The organism is Streptomyces sp. NPDC041129 (assembly GCF_055592265.1).
Map to the genome: position 1 here is coordinate 407971 of NZ_JBVIYV010000003.1, position 24948 is coordinate 432918.

Here is a 24948-nt window from a genome sequence, read left to right on the forward strand (position 1 = left end):
ACCGCGCCGGTCGGCTATCTCACCCGCCCCTACATCGTCCACCGCAGCCGCGTCACCCGCCTCGGCACCCGTGCACCCCGCCGCCGCTGGGAACGCATCGACTGAGGACCCATCCCGAGGACCCAGGCCCCTGGCCCGGTACGGAAAGGAACCCCGATGTCCGTCGACACCCAGCAGGCGCCCGACCGCCTCACACAGGAGGAGCTGCGGTCACTGGACGCCCACTGGCGCGCCGCGAACTACCTGTCCGCAGGCCAGATCTACCTCATGGCCAACCCGCTGCTGTCCGAGCCGCTGCGCCCGGAGCACATCAAGCCGCGGCTGCTCGGCCACTGGGGTACCTCACCCGGCCTCAACCTGGTGCACACCCACCTCAACCGCGTCATCAAGGCCCGCGACCTGAACGCCCTGTGCGTCTGGGGCCCGGGTCACGGCGGGCCGGCCGTGCTGGCCAACTCCTGGCTGGAGGGCTCCTACTCCGAGACGTACCCCGACGTCACCCGCGACGCGGCCGGCATGGCGCGGCTCTTCAAGCAGTTCTCGTTCCCCGGCGGGGTGCCCAGCCACGTGGCCCCGGAGACACCCGGCTCGATCCACGAGGGCGGCGAACTCGGCTACGCGCTCTCCCACGCCTACGGCGCCGCGCTCGACAACCCGGACCTCGTCGTCGCCTGTGTCATCGGCGACGGCGAGGCGGAGACCGGACCACTGGCCGCCTCCTGGCACTCCAACAAGTTCCTCGACCCGGTCCACGACGGCGCCGTCCTGCCGATCCTGCACCTCAACGGCTACAAGATCGCCAACCCGACCGTGCTCGCCCGGCTCCCCGAGACCGAACTCGACGACCTGCTCAAGGGCTACGGCCACGACCCGATCCACGTCACCGGCGACGACCCGGCCGTCGTGCACCGCGCCATGGCCGCCGCCATGGACACCGCCCTGGACCGGATCGCCACCGCCCAGCGCGCCGCCCGCGAGGACGGCGCCACCGAAAGGCCCCGCTGGCCGGTGATCGTGCTGCGCACACCGAAGGGCTGGACCGGCCCGGCCGAGGTCGACGGAGTGCCCGTGGAGGGCACCTGGCGCGCCCACCAGGTCCCGCTGGCCGCCGTCCGGGACAACGCCGAGCACCTGCGGCAACTGGAGCGGTGGCTGCGCTCGTACCGGCCCGAGGAGCTCTTCGACGAGCGGGGCGCCCCGCGGCCGGAGGTCCTGGCCTGCGTGCCCGGGGGCCCCCGCCGGCTCGGCGCCACCCCGCACGCCAACGGCGGCCTGCTGGCACGCGAACTGCCGCTGCCGCCGCTGGAACGGTACGCCGTCGGCGTCGACAAGCCCGGCGCCACCCTGCACGAACCGACCCGCGTCCTCGGCGACCTGCTCGAGGACGTCATGCGGGCCACCACCGAGCGCCGCGACTTCCGCCTCGTCGGCCCTGACGAGACCGCCTCCAACCGCCTGCAGGCGGTGTACGCGGCCAGCGGCAAGGCGTGGCAGGCCGAGACCCTCGACGTGGACGAACACCTCGACCGGCACGGCCGGGTGATGGAGATCCTGTCCGAACACACCTGCCAGGGCTGGCTGGAGGGCTACCTCCTCACCGGCCGGCACGGACTGTTCTCCTGCTACGAGGCCTTCGTCCACATCGTCGACTCGATGGTCAACCAGCACATCAAGTGGCTGCGCACCGCCCGACGGCTGCCCTGGCGGGCCCCCATCGCCTCCCTCAACTACCTGCTGACCTCGCACGTGTGGCGCCAGGACCACAACGGGTTCTCGCACCAGGACCCCGGATTCGTCGACCACATCCTCAACAAGAGCCCCGAGGCGGTCCGGGTCTACTTCCCGCCGGACGCCAACACCCTGCTGTCCGTGGCCGACCACGCCCTGCGCAGCCGCGACTACGTCAACGTCATCGTCGCCGGCAAGCAGCCCTGTTTCGACTGGCTGCCGATGGAGCAGGCGAGCGTGCACTGCGCGCGCGGCGCCGGCATCTGGCAGTGGGCGGGCACCGAGGACGGATCACGGGACCCGGACGTGGTGCTGGGCTGCGCCGGCGACGTGCCGACCCAGGAGGTGCTGGCCGCCGCCCAGTTGCTGCGCCGGCACCTGCCCGAGCTGGCCGTGCGCGTGGTCAACGTGGTGGACATCGCCCGGCTGCTGCCGAAGGAGGAACACCCGCACGGGATGACCGACTTCGAGTACGACGGCCTGTTCACCCCCGACAAGCCGGTCATCTTCGCCTACCACGGTTACCCGTGGCTGATCCACCGCCTGGCCTACCGGCGCACCGGTCACCGCAACCTGCACGTGCGCGGCTACAAGGAGATCGGCACCACGACCACGCCGTTCGACATGGTGGTCGGCAACGACCTCGACCGCTACCGCCTGGTCATGGACGTCATCGACCGCGTCCCCGGACTCGCGGTGCGCGCGGCGGCCGTACGCCAGCACATGGAGGACGCCCGCCAGCGCCACCACGTGTGGGTCCGCGAGCACGGGACGGACATGCCCGAGGTGGCCGACTGGACCTGGGACGGCTGAGCGGGCCTGGCGGTCAGGGAGCCGGCGGCACGGTCCACTCGACGACCGTGCCGCTCGGCTCGTTCGCGGACAGGGTGAACGTGCCGTCCATCTCCTCCGCGCGTCGGCGCAGATTGGCCAGCCCGCTGCGCCGGGTGACCGCCGGATCGATGCCGCGGCCGTTGTCGGCCACCCGCAGCCGCAGGGCGGCGTCCGTGACCTCGACCCCGACGTCGACCGACGTGGCGTGCGCGTGCCGGGCCGCGTTGGACAGCGCCTCGCCCAGCACGGCGAGCAACTGCTCGCCCTGCTCGGCGGAGACGACGGTGTCCAGCAGCCCGGTCATGCGCAGCGCCGGGGCGAAGCCGAGCGACTCGGTGGCCCGTTCGGTGGCCGCGACGAGCTGGGCGCGCAGTCCGCTGCCGCGCCGGGCCTGGTCGCGCTCGCGCAGGGCGTAGATGGTGGAACGGATGATCTTGATGGTGTCGTCCAGGTCGTCCACCACCCGCTGGATCCGCTCACTCGCCTGCGGCCGGTCGGAGACCCGGCCCAGGGTCGACTGCAGCGAAAGCGCCCCCGCGAACAGCCGCTGGATGACCAGGTCGTGAAGGTCGCGGGCGATCCGGTCGCGGTCGTCGAGCACCACCATCCGCTCGGCGTCCCGCCGGTGCTCCGCGACGTCCAGGGCCAGCGCCGCCTGATTGCCGAACCCGGTGACCATGTCGCTCACGGCGTCGGCCAGGAAAGCGCCGCCGGGCAGGTTCGCCACCTGCAGCACCCCGCGGACGTGCTCCGGGGTGCCGAGCGGCACGAAGAAGGCGGGCCCCAGCTCCACCACCGAGGCGCTGCCGCCCTCCGCGCGCGGGTCGGCGCTCAGGGCGTCGCTGGTGATCGTCTCACCCGAGGTGAAGACCTTGGCGGCCAGTGCCGAAGGGGGCAGCACCAGGCCGCGGACCTGCTCGGCCCCCGCCCCCGAGGCCGCCTCGATGACCAGCTCACCGCGATCGCCGACCGGCACCGCGAGGGTGACCAGGGCCGCGCCGGCCACCTCCCGCACCTTCGCGGTGAAGGACTCCAGCACCGCCCCCGGTTCGGCGCCCGACAGCAGGCTGCGGGTCAGGTCGTTGCTGGCCGCCAGCCACCGCTGCCGGCGCTGCGCGTCCTCGTAGAGCCGGGCGTTGTCGATCGCCACGCCGGCCGCCGCCGCCAGGGTGCGCAGCACCGCTTCGTCGTCGCTGTCGAACTCCGCCCTGCCGCGTTTGTTCGTCAGGTACAGGTTGCCGAAGACCTGCTCGCGGATCCGGACGGGGGCACCGAGGAAGCTGCTCATCGGCGGGTGCCCGGCCGGGAAGCCCACGGACGCCGCGTGCCGGTGCAGGTCCGCGAGGCGCAGCGGCTCCGGGTGACGGATGAGCGGGCCCAGAATGCCCTCGCCGCGCGGATAGTGCCCGATCCGCGCGATGGTGTCCTCGTCCATGCCGACCGTGACGAACTGCTTGATCGTGCCCTCGTCGCCCAGCACACCGAGCGCGCCGTACTGGGCGTCGACCAGGGTGACCGCCGACTCCACGATGCGGTGCAGCACCACTTCCAGGTCCAGGTCCGAACCGACGGCCAGGACGGCCTCGAGCAGCGTGTGCACCCGGTCCCGGGCCCCCCGCACCTGCGGCACCTGGGTCTGGAGATCGTCCAGCGGCGCGTCCAGACGCAACTGCGGGGACATCCCTGACGCCTCCGTCTCACGCCCGTCCTGCGCGCGCTCGTCCACCACGGGCTCCCCTCACCGTTTCGCCGACTCACCCCCAGGATGCCCGACGGGCCGGGGCCGTTCCATGGCAGCCCGGGGCCCCGGCGGGCGGCCGCCGCGCTCAACCGAACAGGCTCGGTACGCGGATCGTCCGGACGTGCCGCCACGTGCCGCCGGGCAGCAGCATCCACTCGCCCGCTCCGCCCCGGGGAGCCCGGGTGACGCGACCGTCCTTGGCGCGCACGGCGTCGGAGCGCGCGGTCGCGCGGGACGGCAGCCGGGCGCCGCAGCGCTCGGACTCGATCCGCGGCAGGGTTCGGACACGCTTGCTCACTGTTCCTCCCGGGGTGTGTGCGGCGGACCGTGTCACCCGCCCGCGCTCCTTCGCGGGCCGCTGTGCCGTGCCGGCCGGCGGGACATCGGGGACCGCCCCCGCCTCCGGCCCCGTACGCCCCCGGGTCACACCGGCGGCGACGGAACCACCAGGACGGGGCAGCGGGCGTGGCGCAGCAGACCCTGACTGACCGAGCCCAGCATCATGCCCGTGAAACCGCCGTGCCCCCGGGTACCCACCACCAGACCCAGCGCGTGCGCCGAGGCGTCGGCGAGCGCCCGCACGGGATGCCCGGTCAGCAACTCGTGGCGCAGATCCACCTCCGGATAGCGGGCCCGGCGGCCGGCCACCGTCTCGGACAGCAACCGCCGGCACTCCTGTTGCGCCGCGTAATCGTCGAAGATCCGCAGCGGCCCCGGCTGCCAGACGTACAGTGCCCGCAACTGGGCTCCGCGCAGCGCGGCCTCCTCGAACGCCAGGTCGACGGCGACGGCGGAACGCTCGCTGCCGTCGACGCCGACGACGAAGTACGCGGGCTCCTGTGTCACGTGCTCCGGCTCGGGCACGACGACCACCGGGCAGTGCGCGTGGGCCGCCACCGGCAGGGCGACGGCCGCCGAGCCGAACACCTCCTGCGTCCGGTCCAGATGCCGCGAGCCCAGGACCACCGCCGTGGCCTCGCGGCTCTGTTCGCGCAGCACCCACACCGGGTCGCCCTCCGCGAGCAGCGGATCGACGACGGCGTCCGGGCAGCGCGCGACGACGAAGTCCACGGCGTCGTCGAGCACCTTCTTGCCGGCCCGGTGCAGGGTGTCGTTCCACTGCTCCCAGGACGACGGGACATCCGGCGCCCGGGTGCCCCTGGTCGGCACGCCCTCGACGTGCACCGGGCGCAGCGGGACCCGCCGCCGGACCGCCTCGTCGGCCGCCCAGGCCAGGGCCATCCGCCGGCCCGGGTCGGGATCGACGCCCACCACGACCGGCCGGCGGTCAGCGGCGCCCGCCATGGCGGCCTCCCGCGTCCGCGAAAGCCGGGACCGGGGGCCGGGGCAGCACGTCCATCGTCCTCGCCTCCTCGCCGCGGTGGCACGGGGGAGCACCACCGCTCCTTCCATGGAAGTCCCGGTACGGCCGGACTGCCAGTGCCAGGAGTCCCCGGTTCGCGGCGCCGGCCGCGGAAAGGGCGCCGTGCCGGAACTGTGTGGCCATCGCCGTGACCTCCTCGCGGTCGTCGGGTCTGCCGACACCATCAGTGCAGCGCGTGCGGGCCCGTCGCGCGTAAGCCGAACAGCCCTTCTTGCCGGCCCCTGGGTCATGAAGCCGCAGCGTGACGCTGCCGCGCGGCGCCGCCGAGGACGACGTCACGGCCGACTGCACCGACGGCGTGCTGGGACGTCACGCCGCTCCACCAGGGCCGTTCGGCTCTAGGCGGCGAGCACCGGAGCGCGGTGACATGGGAACCGCAGGCAACCCGACGGAGCGAGGAGGCCACCGTGAACAGGCACGAGAACTTCTCCTCGGGAGCGGAGGCCCGGCGGACCCAGCCCGGCCGTTCCCGGAGCCCCGGTGAGAGCGCCCGGCAGGACATGCTCGTCCGCTACCTGGGCGCCGTGGCCACCGCCGCGGCCCGGCACGCCGGCACCGAGGAGGCCCCGCCGGGCGAGATCTCCCAGCCGGCCTCCCGGGCCGCACCGCCCACGCCGCCCTCCGCGCCGGAGCACGGCGCCGGTCCGGCGCTGGTGCGGGACATGATGGAAGTGCCCGCCGCGTCGCTGCGGGACGACCTGCCCTACCGGGAGATCGCCCGGCTGCTCGCGCGCGAGCAGGTCGGCGCCCTCCCGGTCGTGGACGTGGAGGACCGTGTGCTGGGCGTCGTCTCGGAGTCGGATCTGCTGGCCAAGGTCGCGTTCGAGGCCTCCGGCCACCGCCCCGGACCCATCGGCGGGCTCCGCGAACGGCGCCTGCACGGCAAGGCCCGGGGCGAGACGGCCGCCGACCTGATGACCAGCCCCGCGATCACCGTGCTGCCGGGCACCACCGTCGCCGAGGCCGCCTGGCTCGCCGCGCTGTCCCGGCTGAAGCGGCTGCCGGTCGCCGACCACGAGGGCCGGCTGGTCGGCGCCGTGGGCCGGGACGCCCTGCTGCAGACCCTGATCAGGGACGACGCCGGTATCCAGACCGAGGTGGAGACGAGGATCCGGGCCGTCTGCTCCCCGCACGACCGCGGGGCGGTGGACGTGACCGTCCACGACGGCACCGTCGAACTGGCGGGACAGGTGCCACCGGCGACCGGGGCCCGGCTGCTGGCCGAGGTCGAGCGGATCGCCGACGTGGTCGAGGTGAAGAACCTCCTCCGCGCGGACTGACACCGCGCGGCGGTCACGGGCGACGGACACCGGACGCCCGGGCCCACCGGTCCGGCGGCGGGACGCACGCCCCCGAATCGGCATCCCGCGCGAACCGCCCGCTCCCCGTCCCCGGAGGTGGAGACCATGACCCGAACCATCACCGCGGGCCTCGACGGCTCGCCGGAGAGCCGGGCCGCCGTCGAGTGGGCGGCCCGCGAAGCCGCGCTGCGCCGGCTGCCGCTGAAGATCGTCAACGTCCGCCGGCCCGGCCCCGCCGAAGGCACCGACGGCATCCCGCGCGAGGCCGCCGAGGGCGTCCGGCTGCGCCACCCGGGCGTCGAGGTGGTCACCGACCAGTTCACAGCGGATCCGGCCGAGGCCCTCACCGAGGCGGCGGACGCCGCCGAGCTGATGGTGCTGGGCTCGCACGGGATCGGCACGGTCGGCGGGTTCCTGCTCGGCTCGGTCAGCCTGACCGTCATCGCCCGCGCCGAGCGCCCGGTGGTGCTGGTCCGGGCCGGTGAGCAGGCCGCCGACGAGCACCGGCCGGACCCGGCGGGCGTACCGTCGGCCGGCGCGCCCTTCCGGCCCGTCGTCCTCGGCCTCGACATCGCCGGGCCGGACGACACACTGCTGGAGTTCGCCTTCGACGCCGCAGCGTGCCGGGACACCGCCCTGCGGGTCGTGCACGGCTGGAACGAGCCGCACGGCTCCGTTCACCCCCTCCAGGGCGACGCCGGAGCGCACGCCTCGCACGCGCGCGGGCAGGCCACCGTCCTCACCGAGCTGATGCGTCCCTGGCGGCAGAAGTTCCCTGACGTCCAGGTGATCGAGGCGAGCCGGTGCGGCAGCGCCGCGCGGGTCCTCGTCGGCGCCGCCCGCGACGCCGCCCTGGTCGTCGTCGGCCGCCGGGTCCGCACCGGCCCTCTCGGCACCCGCATCGGCCACGTCACGCACGCCGTGCTGCACCACGTCGAGGCCCCCGTGGCCGTCGTCCCGCACACCTGACCCTTCACACCTGACCCTTCAGTTGAGGAGAGCCCGATGGACCTTCCGATCGTCGTCGGCGTGGACGGATCCGGGCCGAGCCTGCGGGCCGTCGACTGGGGGGCCGACGAGGCCGCCCTGCGCGGCGTGCCGCTGCGCCTGGTGTACGCCTCGCTCTGGGACCGCTACGAGGGCGCCCTGCTCGCCCAGGAGCTGGACAGACCGAAGGAGGAGGTCATGGCGCAGGACGTCGTCGGCACCGCCCGGCTGCGCGCCGAGCGCCGGCGGCCCGAAGTACCGGTCGGCACCGACGTGCTGGCCGAGGAACCGGAGGACGGGCTGGTGCGGGAGAGCACCACCGCCCTCGCGGTGGTGCTGGGCTGCCGCGGCCACGGCGGCGTGACCGAGGCGCTCCTGGGCTCCGTGAGCCTCACGGTGGCCGGGCGGGCGCACTGCCCGGTGATCGTGCTGCGCGGCAGCCACGACAACCGGGCCGGCTCGGCGCCGCGCGGCCCCGTCGTCCTCGGTGTCGGGGAGAAGCCGACGGTCTCGGCCGCCGCGCGCTTCGCGGCCGAGGAGGCGGCACTGCGCCGGATGCCCCTCGAGGCCGTACGGGCGTGGCGGCACCCCGCGCACACGGCCCCCCGGCACCCGCTGCTCGTCGGCGAACCCGCCCATTTCGAGGAGCAGCGGGCCGCCGAGTCGGTGGAGGAGGCGCTCGCGGACGTTCCGGCCGGTCTCGAAGTGACCCGCCGGGCCGCGGAGGGCCACGCCCGGGACGTCCTGGTCGCCGCCTCCCACGAGGCCGGCCTGCTCGTCGTCGGCGCCCGGCGCCGGCACAGCCCCTTCGGGCTCCATCTCGGCCGGGTCGTGCACGGCGTCCTGCACCACGCCGCCTGCCCGGTGGCCGTCGTACCCGAAGCCTCTTCTGGGCCCTGATCATCGCCCCTGGGCGTGCTGCTGCACCGCGCCCTGGCCCGGCCGGGCGGGGGCGGTGCCCCCACCGGAACCCGGCCCATGGGGCCCGCGGCCGAGCATCTCGCGCAGGACGGAGAGCCGGCGACGGTACTCCTCCTCGTCGATCTCACCGCGGGCGAAGCGCTCGGCGAGCGTCCACTCCGACGACGACCGGCTTCGTCATGACACCCCTCCGGGTAGCCGGGTGTTCCTCCCGGCACTGCCCCGGCATGCGTGGAGCCGGGGGCCGCCCGCTTCTCGCGGGCCCTGATCGCACGGTGCGCGGTTTCGCTCCGCTTCACCGTGTCTCCTTGTGGCCCTCGGCTCAACTCCAGGACACCGCCTCCCGGCCCCGATCGCCAGGGCCGCAGGTCCCCTGCCCGGAGACCGGCCGGCGGCCCCCTCGCCGGTCGCGTGGCGGCCGCCCCCGTCCCGTACGAAGCTGGAGACCCGGCCGACCGGGTCCGCCGGCCTGCACGGGCCGGACGCGGCCGGGCCGAGAGGAGACGACGTCGGTGACGATTCCCCTGGTGGTCGGCCTCGACGGCTCCGAGGCGAGTCTGGCGGCGGTGGACTGGGCCGCGGGTGAGGCGGTCCGGCACGGCGTGCCGCTGCACCTGGTGCACGTGACGACGGGGGACCGGGACGCCTCCGCCCTGATCGCCGCCGCCACCCAGCGGGTCCGGCAGTGCGCCCCCACGGTGCCGCTGACCAGCGAGGTGCTGCACGCCGACCCGGCCGGCGCCCTGGTCGGCAAGGGACACGACGCCTTCGCGCTGGTTCTCGGCTCCAGGGGACTGGGGGACCTCGACGCGATGCTCCTGGGATCGGTCGGCCTGGGCGTGGCGGCCCGGGCGCAGTGCCCGGTGGTCGTGGTGCGCGGCGCGGCCGAACACCGCCGGGCCGGGTTCGGCAGCGTCGTCGTCGGCGTCGAGAACGGGGAGGGCAGCGGCACGGCGGTGGCCTTCGCCTTCCGCGAGGCCCAGGTGCGGCACTGCGGGCTGGTGGTGGTGCACGCCTGGACCGCCCCGCTCGTCGCGCACGCCACGGCGCAGGCCCCCTCGTGGGCCCTGGAGGCCCACCGGCGCCCGCCCGCGCAGGTGCTCGACGACGCCCTGCGCGGACTGACGGAGCGCTACGGCGACGTGCCGGTGAGCCGCAGGGTGATCGAGGGGCCGGCCCGCCGGGCACTGCTCGACGCCGCGTCCGGCGCGGACCTGCTGATCGTCGGCGCTCCCCGGCGGCACGGGCACCCGGGCCTTCAACTGGGTCTGATCGGCCACGCGATGCTCCATCACGCACCGTGCCCGGTCGCGGTCGTACCCCGGACCTGACCGGGGCCGGACAGCTGAGGCGGCAGGGCCGTTCGGCCCTGTGAGCGAGGCCCGCCGCAGTCCGATCGTGGGAGGACAGGGGGAGCCGAGGAGGCGACGCCGACGTCGGAGGCGACGACCACCGACCTCTACGAGGTCACCACCCGGCGGCACCCCGCTGCTGGAGACCGTGATGGCCGGCGGGCGGCGCACCGGCGGGCGGGCCACGCTCGACGACGGCCGGGCGCGCTTCGCCGCGGATCTGGACGGGCTGCCGCCCGCCGCCCGCCGCGTCCGCGCCCCGCGCGACGGTGTCCGGGCGGCTAGCCGCACTCGCCGCCGATGTCAGGCGGCGCATCGAGGAGCGGATGTCCGCCGCCGGCCCGACGTGGGACCCACCGCCCACGGGCCACTTCGGCCGGCGGCCCACCGACCGGTATCCAGGTGAGGAGAGAAACGATGTCGCACACGGCTGACTGGAAGGTCCGCCTCCACCTCTTCGAGGACGACGAGGGGACGACGAAGGCCCATGTGGTGCTGGACACCGGCACCACGGCGCTCACCGGCGAAGGGGCGGCGCACTGCCACCCGGCGGACACGAACGTACCGGAGATCGGTGACGAACTGGCGGCGGGCCGGGCGATGGTCGACCTCGCCAAGCAGCTGCTGACCACCGCCGAACGGGACATCCAGGGTGTGGGGACACCCGGGCCGGGCCCAGGGACCCGGAAGCCGGCAGCAATCTGAGGAGAGGGCGGCGACCATGCGAGCTCACCTCGGCGACCAGCTCGTCGTCGAAAGCCCGGCGACCGGCATCGCGCGGCGCGACGGCGAGATCGTCGGCCTCCACCACGAGGACGGCACACCGCCCTACGACGTGCGCTGGTCGGACACGGAACGGGTGTCGCTGGTGTTCCCCGGGCCGGACGCGCACATCCGCCACATCGCACACGCCACGCCCCCGTCCGGGCACGAGGCCTCGGTGGTGGCCGCGGCCGCCCCGGCGTTCGCAGCCCCGGGAGCCGGCGACATCGGCCGGCGCGTGGCGGTGGAACGCCGGCGGCGGGGGCTCACCCGTGAGGAGACGGCAGGCCGCGCCCGCATGTCCCCCGACTACCTGGCCTACCTGGAGGAACATCCCGCCGACCCGACGCTCGCCACCCTCGTCAGGCTGGCCGACGCGCTCGGCACCACCGTCGCCGCGCTGCGCGGCGGGGGCGCCGACCTGCCACCCGGCCGGGGCCACGCGCTGCTCCACCCGCAACTGCGGGACCTCGGCCCGGAGGAGTGCCGTGCCCTGCTGTCCACCCACGGCGTCGGCCGTGTCGCGGTGACGGCGCCCGACGGCGGGCCCGCGGTGGTCCCGGTCACCTACGAGATCGTCGACGACGCGATCGCCTTCCGGACCACGCCGGGCTCGGTGCCCGCCGCGGCCGTGGGCACGGACGTCGCCTTCGAGGTGGACCACCTGGACGAGGCGCTCAGCCAGGGCTGGAGCGTGCTCGCCGTGGGTCCCGCGCGTGCCGTCACGGACCCGGACGCCGCACGGCGTCTCACCGGGGGCGCGTCCGGCGAGCCGTGGGCGGGCGGTGAACGGGAGATGTGGGTGTCGATCCGGCCCACCCGCCTCACCGGCCGCCGTATCAGCCCCGGCCCCTGAACGGGGATCGCGGTGGCCGGCCGACGGCGCGTGACGGCAGGGGGGGTCGCGGCAACCGGACGGAGAAGGCGATGGCGACGATGGAACTCCCGCTGGTCGTGGGCGTCGACGGCTCGGACTGCAGTCTGCTCGCGGTCGACTGGGCGGCGGCCGAGGCGGCGCGGCACGGGCTGCCGCTGCGGCTGGTCCACGCGTCCCTGTGGGAGCGCTACGAGGGCGCCCGGCCGTCCTTCGGCACCGGCCGTCCAGCCGAGGAGATCATGGCGCAGCACATCGTCGCCTCCGGCGCGGAGCGCGTACGGGCACGCGATCCGGAGGTGAAGGTGTCCGGCGAGGTGCTGCCCGCCGATCCGGTGTCCGTGCTCCTGGCGGCGGCGCCCACGGCCTCGGCCCTGGTCACCGGCGTCCGCGGGCGGGGCGAGATCGCCGGTCTGCTGCTGGGCTCGGTGAGCCTCGCGGTGGCGGCGCGCGCCGTGTGCCCGGTCGTCGTGGCCCGGGGAGCGGAACGGAACACCGCGGGGTCCCTGGGCCGGATCGTGGCCGGAGTGGCCGATTCGGCCGGCAGCGCCGGCGCTCTGCGGTTCGCCGCCCGTGAGGCGGCGGCGCGCGGCTGTGCCCTCACGGCCGTACGGGCCTGGCGCACCCCGGCCCAGCAGCCCGTGGACCACATGCTGATCGCCGACGACGCCGCCCGGTCCCGTGAGGATCGGGCCCTGGCCGGCCTCGACGAGGCGTTGCGCGACACCGAACGGGAGCATCCGGAGCTGGAGATCGAGCGCCGGCCGGCCGAGGGCCCCGCCCGGCGGGTGCTGCTGGAGGCGTCGGCCGAGGCCGATCTGATCGTCGTCGGCGCCGTGCGGCGCCAGGGTCATCTCGGTCTGCAGCTCGGCAGGATCGCCCACACCCTGCTGCACCACGCGCGGTGCCCGGTCGCCGTCGTCCCGCACAGCGTCTGAGGTCCGCCGCGAGCATCGTCCCGGTCTCCCGGGGCGAGTTCCGACGGCATGACGTGACGAGGGGGAGCCTCCCCGGTGCACGACGTCGTGGTGCCCGGCCCCCGCCGGGGACCACGACCTCATGGCGTCTCAGTCCTCGGTCCACCCGTGGTTCCTGCCGAACCGCAGCAGCCCGAGCCGGACCTGAAGGATCTGCTCCCCGGTCAGGGACGGCGCGGCGGCCAGCAGAATCTCGGTGACCTCGTGGAGGTACTCGTCCGGTGTGAGCACGTCGCACAGCGAGTCGTCGCCGTCCGGTTGCCTCGCGGCGGCCGGGAAGGGCACCGCGGCCCCGCCCCTGACCAGCGCCGGCGGCCGGCCGGCGGACGCCGCGGCCAGCTTCACCGACGAGGCCTTCAGCCCCCGGTCGCCCTCCTCGACCTCGAACTCCACCGCGAGCCCCGGACGCAACTGCTGCTCGGGAATGAGCAGATCGTTCACGTGCAGGAAGACGTCCTCGGTGCCGTCCTCCGGAGCGATGAACCCATACCCCCGGGAACCGTCGAACCGCACCACCCGACCAGCGACCATGCCACCAACCCCCAAAGAACCGGCCCCATTGCCCGGGCCGTCACCAGCGCAGAGACTAGGCCACCGCAAGCCACCGGGGCGAGCCGCGTCCGAACCCGCCCGCCCGTGCGGCCGCCGCACATGCCACCACTCATGCCGCCGTACGCACCGGGATGCGATGATCACGACGCCTCGCCCGGCTCAGGGCCCTCGCCGACGGAAGGACGACCCATGGTGGCCGAAGCGGCTCCGCACCCGGCCGACCCCGACCACGCGCGCATCCCCGTCACACCGGCAGGGGGCACGGTCGTCCTGCTCAACGGCACGTCCAGCTCGGGCAAGTCGAGCATCGCCCGGGCACTCCTGGAGGTGCTCGACGGCACCTGGTTCCACATGCCCGTCGACACCTTCCACGCCATGCGCGGCGGCCGGCCGGTCGCCGGCGCGGACCTACCGGCCGAGATCGACCGCACCGTCAAGGGCTTCCACCGCGCCGTCGCCGGGATGGCGGCGGGCGGCAACAACCTCGTCGTGGACCATCCGCTCAGCCGCCGCTGGCGGTTGCTCGACCTGCTCGGCCTCCTGGTGCCCGGCGACACCGTCCTGGTCGCGGTCCGCTGCCCCCTGCCCGAGCTGGAGCGCCGGGAACGCGATCGGGGCGACCGGCAACCGGGGCTGGCCGCCCTGCAGTACGAGCACGTCCACGCGCACGGGCCGCACGACGTCGAGGTGGACACCAGCGTCCTGTCCCCACGTGAATGCGCCCTGCGCATCGCCGGCTTCCTGCGGGACCGGCCACGTCCCACCGCCTTCGAGAGGCTCCGGGCGGCATCGCGCGACGGGGAGTGAGCGCGGACGGCGCCTAGGCGTACCGCGACGGCCGACGGGTCTCAGGCGATGGCGCGGAGCCGGCCGAGGGCCTCCTCCGTCGCCTCGTCGGCGGGCAGGAGGACGACCAGTTGCTGTGCGTCCGCCTCGAGTTCGAGCGTCTCGCGCAGCAGCCGCGGTTCGCGGCCGGCCGGGTGGCGCAGCCGCAGGACGCCGCGCGTGGTGGCACGACATGACGGTTCGCGCTGCGGACGGCCCAGGAGACGGTCCCGTACCCGGCCTGACACGCGGCGCGGGCCACCCCCCCCGGCCGGGCCGTCCGGGGGCGGCACGCCACACGGCGGCCGGAGCAAAGGGCCCGGCCGCCGCGCGCCTTTGACCGGCGGCGAATTCCTCCTGATTCCTCTCGTCATGGGATCCGGTGCGCGCGGGTACTCGGAGACGTCCGCACAGGCACGCGACAGGCGTGGAGGCATCGGAATGACCGAGCAGACCCCCTCGCAGGCCGAGGGCGAGCGGGACGACGACGTGACGACGGACGACCCGCCGCGCACCACTCCCTCGCAGGCCGAGGGCGAGCGGGACGACGACGACCGCGACGGCTCCGACGGCGGGGGGTGACGACAAGCAGGACTCGCCGGACGAGCAGCACTCACCCATGAGCGGAACCGCCGACGAGCGGAACCGGCCGAAGCGGAACCCGGATCGAGCGGAGGAGACCTGAAGGAGGAGACCCCATGGCACGCACCAGCGTCCCCGATGTGCTCGCCGCGATCAGGGGCGTCGACTTCCCCGCCGGGAAGGACCGGCTGGTGACGGCGGCCCGTGACGCGAGCGCGCCGGAAGAGGTGGTCGAGGCCCTGCGCGGCATGCCGCGCGAGCGGTACGCCGACCGCGAGGAGGTCGCAAGGTCGGTGCGGGTGGACCCCGCCCCGGACCTGGACCCCGACACCGCACAGCGGGTCGCACGGGCACGCGAGGGCGGCAGGCCCGGACTGTCCCAGCATCTGCGCGAGGAGCCGAGGACAACGATCCAGGAGGAGTTCGGCCGCTGAGCCGCGCCCCGGCCCAGCCCCGTACGCGCGCGCCGGGGCCCTTTCGTGGGCGTCCCGCCCCCGTCCGGCGGCCCCCGCCGCTCCCGTCCCGCCGGCCCTCACCGGTCGGCCGCCGCTCCTCCCCGGAATCCGCACGCATGGCCCGAATCCGAACCGGGTACGCGAGGCGGGAGCACGCCCGGGCCCGCCCCGGCCGTGTGCCCGTACCGCCGCTACCTGGGGATCTGCCATGGAGACACCCGCGCACGACGACCAACTGCCCACGCCGGCCCAGCAGGCGCTCGACGCGCTGGCCGTGAACGCCGAGGATCAGATCGCCCTGGACACCCTCGCCCACAGCGAGGTGCTCGTCCCGGTGCCGGACGAGGCGGTGGACGGGGAGGGCGCCGACGCCTCGACCGTCGCACTGCCCATCCTCGAACAGGCCGACGGTGATCCGGTCGTCCCGGTCTTCACCTCGGAGGGGATGATGGCCGAGCTGCTGCCGTTCATCTCCCGCTACCGCCTGATACCGCTCGGCGCCCTGGCCTCCCAGTGGCCCGAGGAGGACCTCTCCCTCGCCATCGACGGCAGCTCCGCCCACGGGCTGACGCTGACCTCACAGGGCGTACGCACCCTGCTGGCCCGCTGAGCGGCCCGTACACACGACGGATCCGCGGGGCACACGACGGTGCCCCGCGGTCCGCGTGGGATCATCCGGCCCGTTCGGCCAGCATCCGCTCCAGCACGGCCCGCTGGAGCGGCAGCACCTCGGCGTGCAGATCGCGGCCCCTGCTGGTCAGCGCGACCCACACCCCGCGCCGGTCCTCCGCGCACACCGAGCGCTCGACCAGGCCGTCCTTCTCCAGCCGGCCGATCAGCCGGGACAGCGCGCTCTGGCTGAGATGGACCCGTCCGACCAGGTTCTGCACCCGGCACTGGTCGCCCTGCGCGGGCGACTCGGCGGCCAGGATGTCCAGCACCTCGAAGTCGCTGGCCCCGAGCCCGTGCGGATGCAGGGCGCGGTCGATCTCGCACATCGTGCGCGCGTGCACGGTGAGGATGTCCCGCCACCGTTCCTCGAGCCGGGCATCGGCCGTCTTGACTGCCATACCCGCACCGTAGCACCGTTCCGGCCAATCGTTGAGTGTGCAACTAGTGCGGTCGCCGAGGGCCGGCGGCGGCTCAGGCGGCCGGGTCCTGAAGCAGTCCCACCAGGTTGCCGTCGGCGTCCCTGACGGACGCGATCAGCCGGCCGCCGCCGACGTCCTGCGCGTCCTGCAGCAGCTCGGCGCCGGCCGCCACCAGGGCGGCCAGCCGTTCCCGCAGATCGGTGACGTGCCAGTAGGGGACCGGCCCGGTCATGCCCTTGGCGTGCCCGTTCGGATCGAGACCGACGTCCTGCCCGGCGGCCTTGAAGCCGACGTAGTACGGCTCGTCCGCGTACGGCTCGACACCCAGCAGCGCCGCGAACAGCGGCTTGGCCTTCTCCAGGTCCTTGACGGGGTAGATGATCGTCTGCACGCCGGCGGTCATGGAACTCACTCCTCGGAGGTGACGGTGGTGGCTGTCCCGGCGGCTCCCCGCCGGTGACTCCCACGCTAGGGCGGGCGGGCCCGTCGCCGCTTCTTCGATCCTGACCGCCTGCGCCGGCGTACGGCCGGGCCCCGCCCCTTGTCCGTGCGATCCCATCGCGGCAACGGCCGTTCGGTACCGGTCAAGGGCCGACGAGTCCCGTATGGGACGTGTCCGGCTGCGCCAGAGTGGGAACATCGCGCACGAGGAGGCCGGGGACGGAGGCGGGACGGATGACGGGAACTCCCTCGGGCCGCATACGGCAGACCATCCTTGAGTGGCTCAAGGACCCGGCGGCGCACTTCCCGGCGGGGCGCCGGCCCGGCGACCGGGCCGAGACGGGCGTCACCGCGCGGGCCGTGGCCGCCAAGCTGGGCGTGCCCCGCCGGACCGCCGCCGCCCACCTCGACCTCCTGACCCGCCTGGGCCTGCTCCGTACCCGGCGGATCCGGTGCCGCACCCACTACCGGCGTGACGAGTTCCGCATAGCCGAGGTGGCCCGCATGTTCGAGAAGGGCTGGTGAAGGCGTATGACCACGGCGCTCGTCCCACTGCACTACGTCGGGCTCGGCGGCCGCGGCCCCGAGGACGTGGTGACCGACGCCGAGGGCCACGTCCTTACCGGTACGGCGGACGGCCGCGTCCTGCGGATCCGCCACCTCGCCGACCCGGGCGCGGCCCGGGTCGAGACCCTGGCCGACACCGGCGGCCGCCCGCTCGGTCTGGAGCCGCTCGCCGACGGCGGCCTGCTGGTGTGCGACGCGGAACGAGGCCTGCTCCGGGTCGACCCCGACGGCGCCGTGCGGGTCCTGGCGGACTCGGTGGCGGGGGAGCGGCTGCGGGTGTGCAGCAACGCCGTCGCGCTGGACGACGGCAGCGTGTGCTTCACCGTCTCCAGCCGCCGCTACCCCCTCGACCAGTGGATCGGCGACATCGTGGAGCACACCGGCACCGGCCGGCTGCTCCGCCTTCCGCCCGGCGGCGGCACCCCCGAGGTACTGCTGGACGGCCTCCAGTTCGCCAACGGCCTCGCCGTGAGCGGTGACGGCACCTTCCTGGTGATCGCCGAGACCGGCGCCTGCCGGCTCACCCGCTACCACCTCACCGGACCGCGCGCCGGCCGGTCCGAACACTTCGCGGACCTGCCGGGCATGCCCGACAACATGTGGCGCGAGAGCCCGGACGGCCCGGTCTGGGTGGCCCTGGCCGGGCCCCGCGTCCCGCCGCTCGATCTGCTGCATCGCACCCCGCCGGGCGCCCGCCGCGCCGCCGCCCGGGCCGCCGTTCGCGCCCCGTTCCGCCCGGGCGGCACGATCGGCGTGGTGGCGGTCGACGACCACGGCCGCACCGTGCACCACCTGAGCCGTAACCGCTCCCGCTTCCGCATGGTCACCAGCGTCTGTGTGACCGGCGGTCTGCTGGTCCTGGGCAGCTTCTGGGAGCCGGGCGTCGCCGTCTGCGCGGCTCCGGCCGCCGGGTGACCCGGCGGTACCCTGATGCCCGGCCGTGATCACCCGCCGTGGTCCGGCCGAACAGGAGATCCACGAGCATGACAGCCCCGGAAGCCGAGAGCCTCCGCGCCCGCCCCGCGCCGCGGCGGCGGTCCGAGTGGCGCACCCAGGCCCCCGTCGTGGCGGTGGTCGCCGCCGGCGGCGCCCTCGGGGCGACGGCCCGCTACGCGCTCACCCTCGCCTGGCCCACCCCACCCGGCGGTTTCCCCTGGGCGACCTTCTGGACCAACGTCACCGGCTGCGCCGTGATCGGCGTATTCATGGTGCTGGTCACCGACGTGGGGGCCGCCCACCGCCTGGTGCGCCCGTTCTTCGGCACCGGTGTGCTCGGCGGCTACACCACCTTCTCCACCTACGCCGTCGACATCCAGCGGCTGGCCGACGGCGGGCACCCGCGCACCGCTCTCGCCTGTCTCGCCGTCACCCTGTTCGCGGCCCTCGCGGCGGTGTGGGCGGCCTCGGCCGCCGCCCGTGCCCTGCTCACCAGGAGGCAGCGATGACACCCCTCACCGGGCGGGCCCTGCGGCTGACCGTGTACATCGGCGAGGACGACACATGGCGCCACAGGCCCCTCTACTCCGAGATCGTGCACCGCGCGCACGCCGCCGGGCTCGCCGGAGCCAGCGTCTTCCGGGGGGTCGAGGGTTTCGGCGCGTCCTCGCGCATCCACACCTCCCGGCTGCTGTCGCTGAGCGAGGACCTGCCCGTCGCGATCGTCGTCGTGGACACCGAGCAGCGGATCCGGGCGTTCCTGCCGCAGCTCGACGAACTGGTCGGTGAAGGGCTGGTGACCTTGGAGGACTGCGAGGTCATCCGGTACGTGGGGCGGGGCGCGGAGCCGGACGAAACGGACCCGAAGGGTAAGAGGTCGTTGTGAACTGGCTGCTGGTCGTGCTGGGGGCCATGGTCGGCGCCCCCCTGCGCTACCTCACCGACCGGGCCGTCCAGGCGAGGCACGACTCGCTCTTCCCCTGGGGCACCTTCGTGGTGAACGTCACCGGCTGTCTGGTCCTGGGTCTGCTCACCGGCGCGGCGTCCGCGGGAGCCGCAGGTCAGCACCTTCAGTTGCTGCTCGGCACCGGCCTGTGCGGGGCCCTGACGACGTACTCGACCTTCTCCTACGAGACGCTCAGGCTGACCGAGGCCGGTGCGGCCCTCTACGCTGCGGCCAACGCCACGGTGAGCGTGGTGGCCGGTCTGGCGGCGGCCTTCGCCGGGGTATGGCTCGCCGGCGCCCTGTGGGCGTAGCGACCGGTCCGCCGGACCGGGCATAGTAGGAACGTCTACAGCACTGTCGACCAACTCTTCTCAGAACTGGATCCCATGAGCGCCATCTCCGTCGGTCAGGCCGTCGTCCTCGGAGTCGTCGAGGGGGTGACCGAATTCCTCCCCGTGTCGTCGACCGGCCACCTCAAGATCGCCGAAGGGCTCATGGACATCCCCGTGGACGACAAGTCCGTCGTCGGGTTCTCCGCCGTCATCCAGGTCGGCGCCATCGCGGCCGTGCTCGTGTACTTCTTCAAGGACATCAAGCGGATCGTCTCCGCCTGGTTCCGCGGTCTGACCAAGCCCGAGGAGCGCTACCACCACGACTACAAGTTCGCCTGGTGGGTGATCGCCGCGACCATCCCGATCGTCGCGGTGGGTCTGGCCGCGAAGCCGCTGATCGAGGGCCCGCTCGCCTCGCTCTGGGTGGTCGCCGGCTCCCTGATCGTCGGGTCCGGTGTGATGTGGGCGGCCGACCAGATGGGCCGGCACAAGCGCGGTGAGGACGACACCTCCTTCAAGGACGCGATGCTGGTCGGCTGCTCGCAGATCCTCGCGCTGCTCTTCCCCGGCTTCTCCCGCTCCGGTGCCACCATGTCCACCGCGCTCATCCTCGACCTGGACCGGGTCGCGGCCACCCGGCTGTCCTTCTTCCTCGGTATCCCCGCCCTGACCGGCGCCGGCATCTACGAACTGAAGGACGCCCTCGGCGCGGGCGTGGGCGCGGCCCCGCTGGTCGTCGGCACGATCGTGTCCTTCGTGGTCGCCTACGCCTCCATCGCCTGGCTGCTGAAGTTCGTCGCCAAGCACTCCTTCAACGCCTTCGTGATCTACCGGATCGTGATCGGCGTGGCTCTCCTCGGCCTCCTCGCCACCGGCACGCTCAGCAGCTGAGCGGAGCCACCGGCCACCCCACGGGGGCGGCAGCCCGGCCCGGGCGCCGCACCCCGTGCCCGTTTCCCGGGGTCGGTCCGCCTTGACAGCGCCGTCCCGCAGGCCGCAGGATCGCTCCGTGAACCTGTCAGACAGCCAGACAGGTGGTCCCGGTCCGCGGCGCGTCAGCGCCATGGAGGCGGTCCTCGGCCACCTTCGCGGCGCCATCGAAGGCGGCAAGTACGCCGTGGGCGACAAGCTGCCCTCCGAGGCCGAGCTGTGCCGCACGCTCGAGGTCTCCCGGCCCGTGCTCCGCGAGGCGCTGCGCGCGCTGCAGACGATGGGCCTGACGGTCTCCCGGACCGGCAAGGGCACCTTCGTCGTCGCGAACTCCGTCGACGAGCCCACCTTCGGCGACTACACGGCCGGCCACCTGCTCGAGGTGCGCCGCCACATCGAGATCCCGGTCGCCGGCTACGCGGCGGCCCGCCGCACCCCGGAGAACCTGGACCGGCTCGGCCGTCTCCTCGACCGCATGGAGCGGGAGACGGACACCACCGCGTGGGTCGCGATGGACAGCCTCTTCCACCTCGCCGTGGCCGAGGCCGCGCAGAACCCGGTCTTCCGCCGGGTCATCGAGGAGATCCGCGACGCGCTGGCGCGCCAGTCGGCCTTCCTCAACGAACTGGGCGGGCGCCGCGAGCAGTCCGACCGGGAGCACCGGGTGATCCTCGAGGCGCTGGTGGACGGCAGCGAGCACGACGCCGTCCAGGCCATGAGCCACCACCTCGACCGCGTCGAGACGACCCTCACCGACATCGTGCGCGCCGGACGCCCGGACACGCCCACCGACGGCGGACCCGGCGCGTGACCCGCGGCCGGTCCCGGCCCGCCTCACCGCTCTTCGCGCCCGCCCCGCCCTTCCCGCTCCTCGCACCCGTCCCGCCCCGACCACCGATTCAGGCAGTGATGTACAGCAGTTCTCCCGCCACCGCGTCCGCGCCCGTCGTCCGTGAACCCCAGCACGTCCCCGTCGCCCACCTCGTGCGCGGCGGGGTCGTCGAGGGCGTCCACTACGGCTCGGTCGTCGTCCTCGGCGCCGACGGCCGGGTCCAGCTCCAGCTCGGCGACATCGAGGCCGCGTTCTACCCCCGCTCGGCCCTCAAACCCCTCCAGGCCGTGGCCATGCTGCGCGCCGGGCTCCCGCTGGACGGCGCGCTGCTCTCGCTCGCCGCCGCGAGCCACTCCGGCGAGCAGCGCCACCTGGACGGCACCCGGCGGATCCTGGAACTCGCCGGCCTCGCCGAGGACGACCTGCGCAACGTGCCCGACATGCCGTACGGCCCGGCCGTCCGGGACGCCTGGGTCCGCGAGGGCCACAAGCCCTCCCGCCTCGCCCAGAACTGCTCCGGCAAGCACGCGGCGATGCTGTGGACCGCGAAGCTCAACGGCTGGTCCCTGCCTGACTACCTCGACCCGGCCCACCCGCTCCAGCGGGCCGTCGCGGACACGGTCGAGGAGCTCACCGGCCAGCCGATCGCCCGGGTGACCGTGGACGGCTGCGGCGCGCCCCTGTTCTCCGTCTCGCTGCACGGCCTCGCCCGCGCCGCCGCCCGCCTGACCACCGCCGCGCCCGGCACCCCCGGGGCCCGGGTGGCCGACGCGATGCGCGAGCACGCCGAGATGGCCTCCGGCGCCGGCCGGGACGTGGCCGAGCTGATGCGGGCCGTGCCGGGCCTGCTCGCCAAGGACGGCTTCGAGGGCGTCCAGGTCGCCGCGCTCCCGGACGGCCGCGCCGTCGCCGTCAAGATCGCCGACGGTGCGAACCGGGCGCGCATACCGGTGGCCGCGGCGGCCCTGGCCCGGGCCGGCGTCGACCCCGCCCCGCTCGCCGCGTTCGCGGGCGAGCCGCTGCTCGGCGGAGGGGAGCCGGTCGGCCGGGTGCGGCCGGTACCGGCACTGGACCCGGTCCCGCTGTCCACCTGCGCCTGACCCCCCCACCCCCACCCCGTACCTCCGAAAGAGGCCGCACCCCCGATGACCGCCGCCACCCGAAGCGAGCACGACCTGCTCGGCGACCGCGACGTACCCGCCGACGCGTACTGGGGCATCCACACCCTGCGCGCGACGGAGAACTTCCCCATCACCGGCACCCCGATCTCCGCCTACCCGCACCTGATCGACGCCCTGGCCGCCGTCAAGGAGGCCGCCGCCCTCGCCAACGAGGAACTCGGCCTGCTGGAGCCCCGGAAGGCGGCCGCGATCGTCGCCGCCTGTCGGGAGATACGCGCCGGCGAACTGCACGACCAGTTCGTCGTGGACGTCATCCAGGGCGGCGCCGGCACGTCCACCAACATGAACGCCAACGAGGTCGTGGCCAACCGCGCCCTGGAACTGCTCGGCCACGGCAAGGGCCGGTACGAGCACCTGCACCCCAACGAGGACGTCAACCTCGGCCAGTCCACCAACGACGTCTACCCCACCGCCGTCAAGATCGCGACGGTGTTCGCGGTGCGCGGCCTGCTCAAGGCCATGGCCGTCCTGCAGGACGCCTTCGCGGGGAAGGCCTTCGAGTTCCGCGACGTGCTGAAGATGGGCCGCACCCAGCTCCAGGACGCCGTGCCGATGACCCTCGGCCAGGAGTTCTCGGCGTTCGCCGTGATGCTCGACGAGGACCGCAGCCGGCTCGCCGAGGCCGTGGAACTGATCCACGAGATCAACCTCGGCGCCACCGCCATCGGCACCGGCCTCAACGCCCCGGCCGGCTACGCCGAGGCCGCCCGCCGGCACCTCGCCGCCATCACCGGACTGCCCCTGGTCACCGCGGCCAACCTGGTCGAGGCCACCCAGGACTGCGGCGCCTTCGTGCAGATGTCCGGCGTGCTGAAGCGGATCGCGGTCAAGCTCTCCAAGAGCTGCAACGACCTGCGTCTGCTGTCCTCCGGCCCCCGCGCGGGCCTCGGCGAGATCAACCTGCCGCCGGTGCAGGCCGGTTCGTCGATCATGCCGGGCAAGGTCAACCCGGTCATCCCCGAGGTCGTCAACCAGGTCGCCTTCGAGGTCATCGGCAACGACGTCGCCATCACCATGGCCGCCGAGGCGGGACAGCTCCAGCTCAACGCCTTCGAGCCGCTCATCCTGCACTCCCTGTCCGAGAGCATCACCCACCTGCGCAGCGCCTGCCTGACGCTGGCCGAGCGGTGCGTCACCGGCATCACCGCCAACACCGAGCGGCTGCGCGCGGCCGTGGAGAACTCCATCGGGCTGGTCACCGCGCTCAACCCGTACATCGGCTACACGGCCGCCACCGACATCGCCAAGGAAGCCCTCGCCACCGGCCGGGGCGTGGCCGAACTCGTCCTGGAAAAGGGGCTGTTGCCCGCAGACCGGCTGGCCCGCCTGCTGCGCCCCGAGATCGTCGCGGGCAGCGGGGCGCCCGCCGCCTGACCCGAGCGGACACGCACGAAGCGCCCGGACCGGCCCGGAGGCACAATGGCGATCATGACAACGACGTCGTCCCCCGCCTTCCTGCCGGTCCTGGAGCGCATCGCGCAGGAGCTGGGCCGCACGCCCGGCCGCGGGCGCCCCGCCGACTACATCCCGGCGCTCGCGGCCTGTGATCCGCGCAGCTTCGGCATGGCCGTCGCCGAACTGGACGGCACGGTCTACGGGGTGGGGGAGTGGCGGCAGCCGTTCTCCACGCAGTCCATCACCAAGGTGTTCACCCTCGCCCTGGACCTGGCCCGCGAGGGCGACGAACTCTGGGAGCACGTCGGCCGCGAGCCCTCCGGCAACCCGTTCAACTCCCTGGTGCAGCTCGAGTACGAGAACGGCATCCCGCGCAACCCCTTCATCAACGCGGGCGCGCTGGTCGTCACCGACCGCCTGCAGACCCGTACCGGTGACGCCTCCGGCGAACTGCTCGCCTTCCTGCGCACCGAGAGCGGCAATCCCGGCCTGGACTTCGACCTGGAGGTCGCCGCCTCGGAGACCGCGCACGGCGACCGCAACGCGGCCCTCGCCCACTTCATGGCGTCGTACCACAACATCGACAACGACGTACCGGTGCTGCTCGACCAGTACTTCCGGCAGTGCTCCGTCGCCGCCTCCTGCGCCGACCTCGCCCTCGCCACCGGCTTCCTGGCCCGGCACGGCATCCGCGCCGACGGCACCCGGCTGCTCACCCGCAGCCAGGCCAAGCAGGTCAACGCGGTGATGCTCACCTGCGGTACGTACGACGCGGCCGGCGACTTCGCCTACCGGGTGGGGCTGCCCGGCAAGAGCGGTGTCGGCGGCGGGATCATCGCGGTGGTCCCGGGCCGCTGCACCCTGTGCGTGTGGAGCCCGGGGCTCGACGAGCGGGGCAACTCGGTGGCGGGGGTGGCGGCCCTGGACCGGTTCACCACGCTCACCGGTCTCTCCGTGTTCTGACCCGGACCGGCCCGCTCCGCACACGCCGGTCACGTACGGGCCGCCCGCCGGTGTGGAGA

The 24948-nt window shown here is 74.2% G+C and carries 28 protein-coding genes and 2 pseudogenes; 22 read left to right on the forward strand and 8 right to left on the reverse strand.

Annotated features, from left to right (window positions below; all coding sequences use genetic code 11):
- Positions 1-156: 156 nt before the first annotated feature.
- Complete coding sequence (locus ACZ6B1_RS14680) at positions 157-2541, forward strand: phosphoketolase family protein (protein WP_468778212.1); 2385 nt, start codon at positions 157-159, stop codon at positions 2539-2541.
- Between the two features lie 13 nt (positions 2542-2554).
- On the opposite strand, the gene ACZ6B1_RS14685 is transcribed toward ACZ6B1_RS14680, so the two are convergent.
- The 3 genes from ACZ6B1_RS14685 to ACZ6B1_RS14695 form a co-directional block, all read right to left on the reverse strand.
- The gene (locus tag ACZ6B1_RS14685) at positions 2555-4243 is read right to left on the reverse strand and encodes a sensor histidine kinase (RefSeq protein WP_468778569.1); all 1689 of its coding nucleotides are present in this window, start codon (positions 4241-4243) and stop codon (positions 2555-2557) included.
- A 145-nt stretch (positions 4244-4388) separates the two neighbouring features.
- Complete coding sequence (locus ACZ6B1_RS14690; RefSeq protein ID WP_468778215.1) at positions 4389-4601, reverse strand: hypothetical protein; 213 nt, start codon at positions 4599-4601, stop codon at positions 4389-4391.
- Positions 4602-4726: 125 nt separating this feature from the next.
- Complete coding sequence (locus ACZ6B1_RS14695; protein ID WP_468778218.1) at positions 4727-5608, reverse strand: universal stress protein; 882 nt, start codon at positions 5606-5608, stop codon at positions 4727-4729.
- A 486-nt stretch (positions 5609-6094) separates the two neighbouring features.
- Here ACZ6B1_RS14695 and ACZ6B1_RS14700 point away from each other — a divergent pair, with 486 nt between their 5' ends.
- The 3 genes from ACZ6B1_RS14700 to ACZ6B1_RS14710 all read left to right on the forward strand — a co-directional run bounded on the left by ACZ6B1_RS14700 (position 6095) and on the right by ACZ6B1_RS14710 (position 8875).
- Positions 6095-6967: a CBS domain-containing protein gene (locus ACZ6B1_RS14700; RefSeq protein ID WP_468778221.1), complete on the forward strand. Its 873-nt coding sequence runs from the start codon at positions 6095-6097 to the stop codon at positions 6965-6967.
- Between the two features lie 126 nt (positions 6968-7093).
- The gene (locus tag ACZ6B1_RS14705; protein ID WP_468778223.1) at positions 7094-7957 is read left to right on the forward strand and encodes a universal stress protein; all 864 of its coding nucleotides are present in this window, start codon (positions 7094-7096) and stop codon (positions 7955-7957) included.
- Positions 7958-7993: 36 nt separating this feature from the next.
- The gene (locus ACZ6B1_RS14710; protein ID WP_468778225.1) at positions 7994-8875 is read left to right on the forward strand and encodes a universal stress protein; all 882 of its coding nucleotides are present in this window, start codon (positions 7994-7996) and stop codon (positions 8873-8875) included.
- Here ACZ6B1_RS14710 and ACZ6B1_RS14715 read toward each other — a convergent pair.
- A pseudogene (locus tag ACZ6B1_RS14715) lies at positions 8876-9043 on the reverse strand (SHOCT domain-containing protein); the annotation flags it as partial.
- 365 nt (positions 9044-9408) lie between these two features.
- Here ACZ6B1_RS14715 and ACZ6B1_RS14720 point away from each other — a divergent pair.
- The 4 genes from ACZ6B1_RS14720 (at position 9409) to ACZ6B1_RS14735 (ending at position 12822) form a co-directional block, all read left to right on the forward strand.
- Positions 9409-10227 carry a universal stress protein gene (locus tag ACZ6B1_RS14720; RefSeq protein WP_468778227.1) on the forward strand — a complete coding sequence of 273 codons (819 nt, stop codon included), beginning with the start codon at positions 9409-9411 and terminating at the stop codon, positions 10225-10227.
- Between the two features lie 438 nt (positions 10228-10665).
- Complete coding sequence (locus ACZ6B1_RS14725; protein ID WP_468778230.1) at positions 10666-10953, forward strand: DUF1876 domain-containing protein; 288 nt, start codon at positions 10666-10668, stop codon at positions 10951-10953.
- A gap of 16 nt (positions 10954-10969) precedes the next feature.
- On the forward strand, positions 10970-11866 hold the full coding sequence (locus ACZ6B1_RS14730; protein WP_468778233.1) for a DUF1918 domain-containing protein: 897 nt from the start codon (positions 10970-10972) through the stop codon (positions 11864-11866).
- An 80-nt stretch (positions 11867-11946) separates the two neighbouring features.
- Positions 11947-12822, forward strand: a complete 876-nt coding sequence (locus ACZ6B1_RS14735) for a universal stress protein (protein WP_468778571.1) — start codon at positions 11947-11949, stop codon at positions 12820-12822.
- 129 nt (positions 12823-12951) lie between these two features.
- Here ACZ6B1_RS14735 and ACZ6B1_RS14740 read toward each other — a convergent pair whose 3' ends face one another.
- A complete protein-coding gene (locus ACZ6B1_RS14740; RefSeq protein WP_468778237.1) occupies positions 12952-13392 on the reverse strand; it encodes a cold-shock protein in 441 nt (146 codons plus the stop codon).
- 210 nt (positions 13393-13602) lie between these two features.
- Here ACZ6B1_RS14740 and ACZ6B1_RS14745 point away from each other — a divergent pair, with 210 nt between their 5' ends.
- Positions 13603-14220 carry a chloramphenicol phosphotransferase CPT family protein gene (locus ACZ6B1_RS14745; RefSeq protein ID WP_468778240.1) on the forward strand — a complete coding sequence of 206 codons (618 nt, stop codon included), beginning with the start codon at positions 13603-13605 and terminating at the stop codon, positions 14218-14220.
- A 41-nt stretch (positions 14221-14261) separates the two neighbouring features.
- Here ACZ6B1_RS14745 and ACZ6B1_RS14750 read toward each other — a convergent pair.
- A pseudogene (locus ACZ6B1_RS14750) lies at positions 14262-14449 on the reverse strand (helix-turn-helix domain-containing protein); the annotation flags it as partial.
- Between the two features lie 230 nt (positions 14450-14679).
- Between ACZ6B1_RS14750 and ACZ6B1_RS14755 the strand changes: the two are divergent.
- The 3 genes from ACZ6B1_RS14755 to ACZ6B1_RS14765 all read left to right on the forward strand — a co-directional run bounded on the left by ACZ6B1_RS14755 (position 14680) and on the right by ACZ6B1_RS14765 (position 15885).
- Positions 14680-14820 carry a hypothetical protein gene (locus ACZ6B1_RS14755; protein ID WP_468778243.1) on the forward strand — a complete coding sequence of 47 codons (141 nt, stop codon included), beginning with the start codon at positions 14680-14682 and terminating at the stop codon, positions 14818-14820.
- Between the two features lie 116 nt (positions 14821-14936).
- On the forward strand, positions 14937-15254 hold the full coding sequence (locus ACZ6B1_RS14760) for a DUF2795 domain-containing protein (RefSeq protein WP_468778245.1): 318 nt from the start codon (positions 14937-14939) through the stop codon (positions 15252-15254).
- Positions 15255-15483: 229 nt separating this feature from the next.
- The gene (locus ACZ6B1_RS14765) at positions 15484-15885 is read left to right on the forward strand and encodes an SseB family protein (protein ID WP_468778247.1); all 402 of its coding nucleotides are present in this window, start codon (positions 15484-15486) and stop codon (positions 15883-15885) included.
- Between the two features lie 61 nt (positions 15886-15946).
- On the opposite strand, the gene ACZ6B1_RS14770 is transcribed toward ACZ6B1_RS14765, so the two are convergent.
- Together ACZ6B1_RS14770 and ACZ6B1_RS14775 are read right to left on the reverse strand one after the other, a co-directional pair.
- A complete protein-coding gene (locus ACZ6B1_RS14770) occupies positions 15947-16345 on the reverse strand; it encodes a MarR family winged helix-turn-helix transcriptional regulator (protein ID WP_468778249.1) in 399 nt (132 codons plus the stop codon).
- A gap of 73 nt (positions 16346-16418) precedes the next feature.
- Positions 16419-16769: a VOC family protein gene (locus ACZ6B1_RS14775; RefSeq protein ID WP_468778251.1), complete on the reverse strand. Its 351-nt coding sequence runs from the start codon at positions 16767-16769 to the stop codon at positions 16419-16421.
- A 272-nt stretch (positions 16770-17041) separates the two neighbouring features.
- Here ACZ6B1_RS14775 and ACZ6B1_RS14780 point away from each other — a divergent pair, with 272 nt between their 5' ends.
- The 10 genes from ACZ6B1_RS14780 (at position 17042) to ACZ6B1_RS14825 (ending at position 24889) form a co-directional block, all read left to right on the forward strand.
- A complete protein-coding gene (locus ACZ6B1_RS14780) occupies positions 17042-17332 on the forward strand; it encodes an ArsR family transcriptional regulator (RefSeq protein ID WP_468778254.1) in 291 nt (96 codons plus the stop codon).
- A gap of 6 nt (positions 17333-17338) precedes the next feature.
- The gene (locus tag ACZ6B1_RS14785) at positions 17339-18289 is read left to right on the forward strand and encodes an SMP-30/gluconolactonase/LRE family protein (RefSeq protein ID WP_468778257.1); all 951 of its coding nucleotides are present in this window, start codon (positions 17339-17341) and stop codon (positions 18287-18289) included.
- Between the two features lie 68 nt (positions 18290-18357).
- Entirely contained in the window at positions 18358-18819 is a 462-nt protein-coding gene (locus tag ACZ6B1_RS14790; RefSeq protein WP_468778259.1) for a fluoride efflux transporter FluC, read from the forward strand.
- Positions 18816-19196: a DUF190 domain-containing protein gene (locus ACZ6B1_RS14795; RefSeq protein WP_468778261.1), complete on the forward strand. Its 381-nt coding sequence runs from the start codon at positions 18816-18818 to the stop codon at positions 19194-19196. The genes ACZ6B1_RS14790 and ACZ6B1_RS14795 overlap by 4 nt, the downstream gene beginning before the upstream one ends.
- Positions 19193-19567: a fluoride efflux transporter CrcB gene (gene crcB / locus ACZ6B1_RS14800; protein ID WP_468778263.1), complete on the forward strand. Its 375-nt coding sequence runs from the start codon at positions 19193-19195 to the stop codon at positions 19565-19567. Before ACZ6B1_RS14795 ends, crcB begins: the two co-directional genes overlap by 4 nt.
- A gap of 75 nt (positions 19568-19642) precedes the next feature.
- Positions 19643-20479, forward strand: a complete 837-nt coding sequence (locus ACZ6B1_RS14805; RefSeq protein ID WP_468778266.1) for an undecaprenyl-diphosphate phosphatase — start codon at positions 19643-19645, stop codon at positions 20477-20479.
- A 118-nt stretch (positions 20480-20597) separates the two neighbouring features.
- Positions 20598-21329, forward strand: coding sequence for a FadR/GntR family transcriptional regulator (locus ACZ6B1_RS14810; RefSeq protein ID WP_468778268.1), 732 nt, complete (start codon positions 20598-20600; stop codon positions 21327-21329).
- A gap of 98 nt (positions 21330-21427) precedes the next feature.
- Positions 21428-22450 carry an asparaginase gene (locus tag ACZ6B1_RS14815; RefSeq protein ID WP_468778269.1) on the forward strand — a complete coding sequence of 341 codons (1023 nt, stop codon included), beginning with the start codon at positions 21428-21430 and terminating at the stop codon, positions 22448-22450.
- Between the two features lie 45 nt (positions 22451-22495).
- Positions 22496-23905 carry an aspartate ammonia-lyase gene (gene aspA / locus ACZ6B1_RS14820; protein WP_468778271.1) on the forward strand — a complete coding sequence of 470 codons (1410 nt, stop codon included), beginning with the start codon at positions 22496-22498 and terminating at the stop codon, positions 23903-23905.
- Positions 23906-23950: 45 nt separating this feature from the next.
- Complete coding sequence (locus ACZ6B1_RS14825; protein ID WP_468778274.1) at positions 23951-24889, forward strand: glutaminase; 939 nt, start codon at positions 23951-23953, stop codon at positions 24887-24889.
- Positions 24890-24948 lie beyond the last annotated feature (59 nt).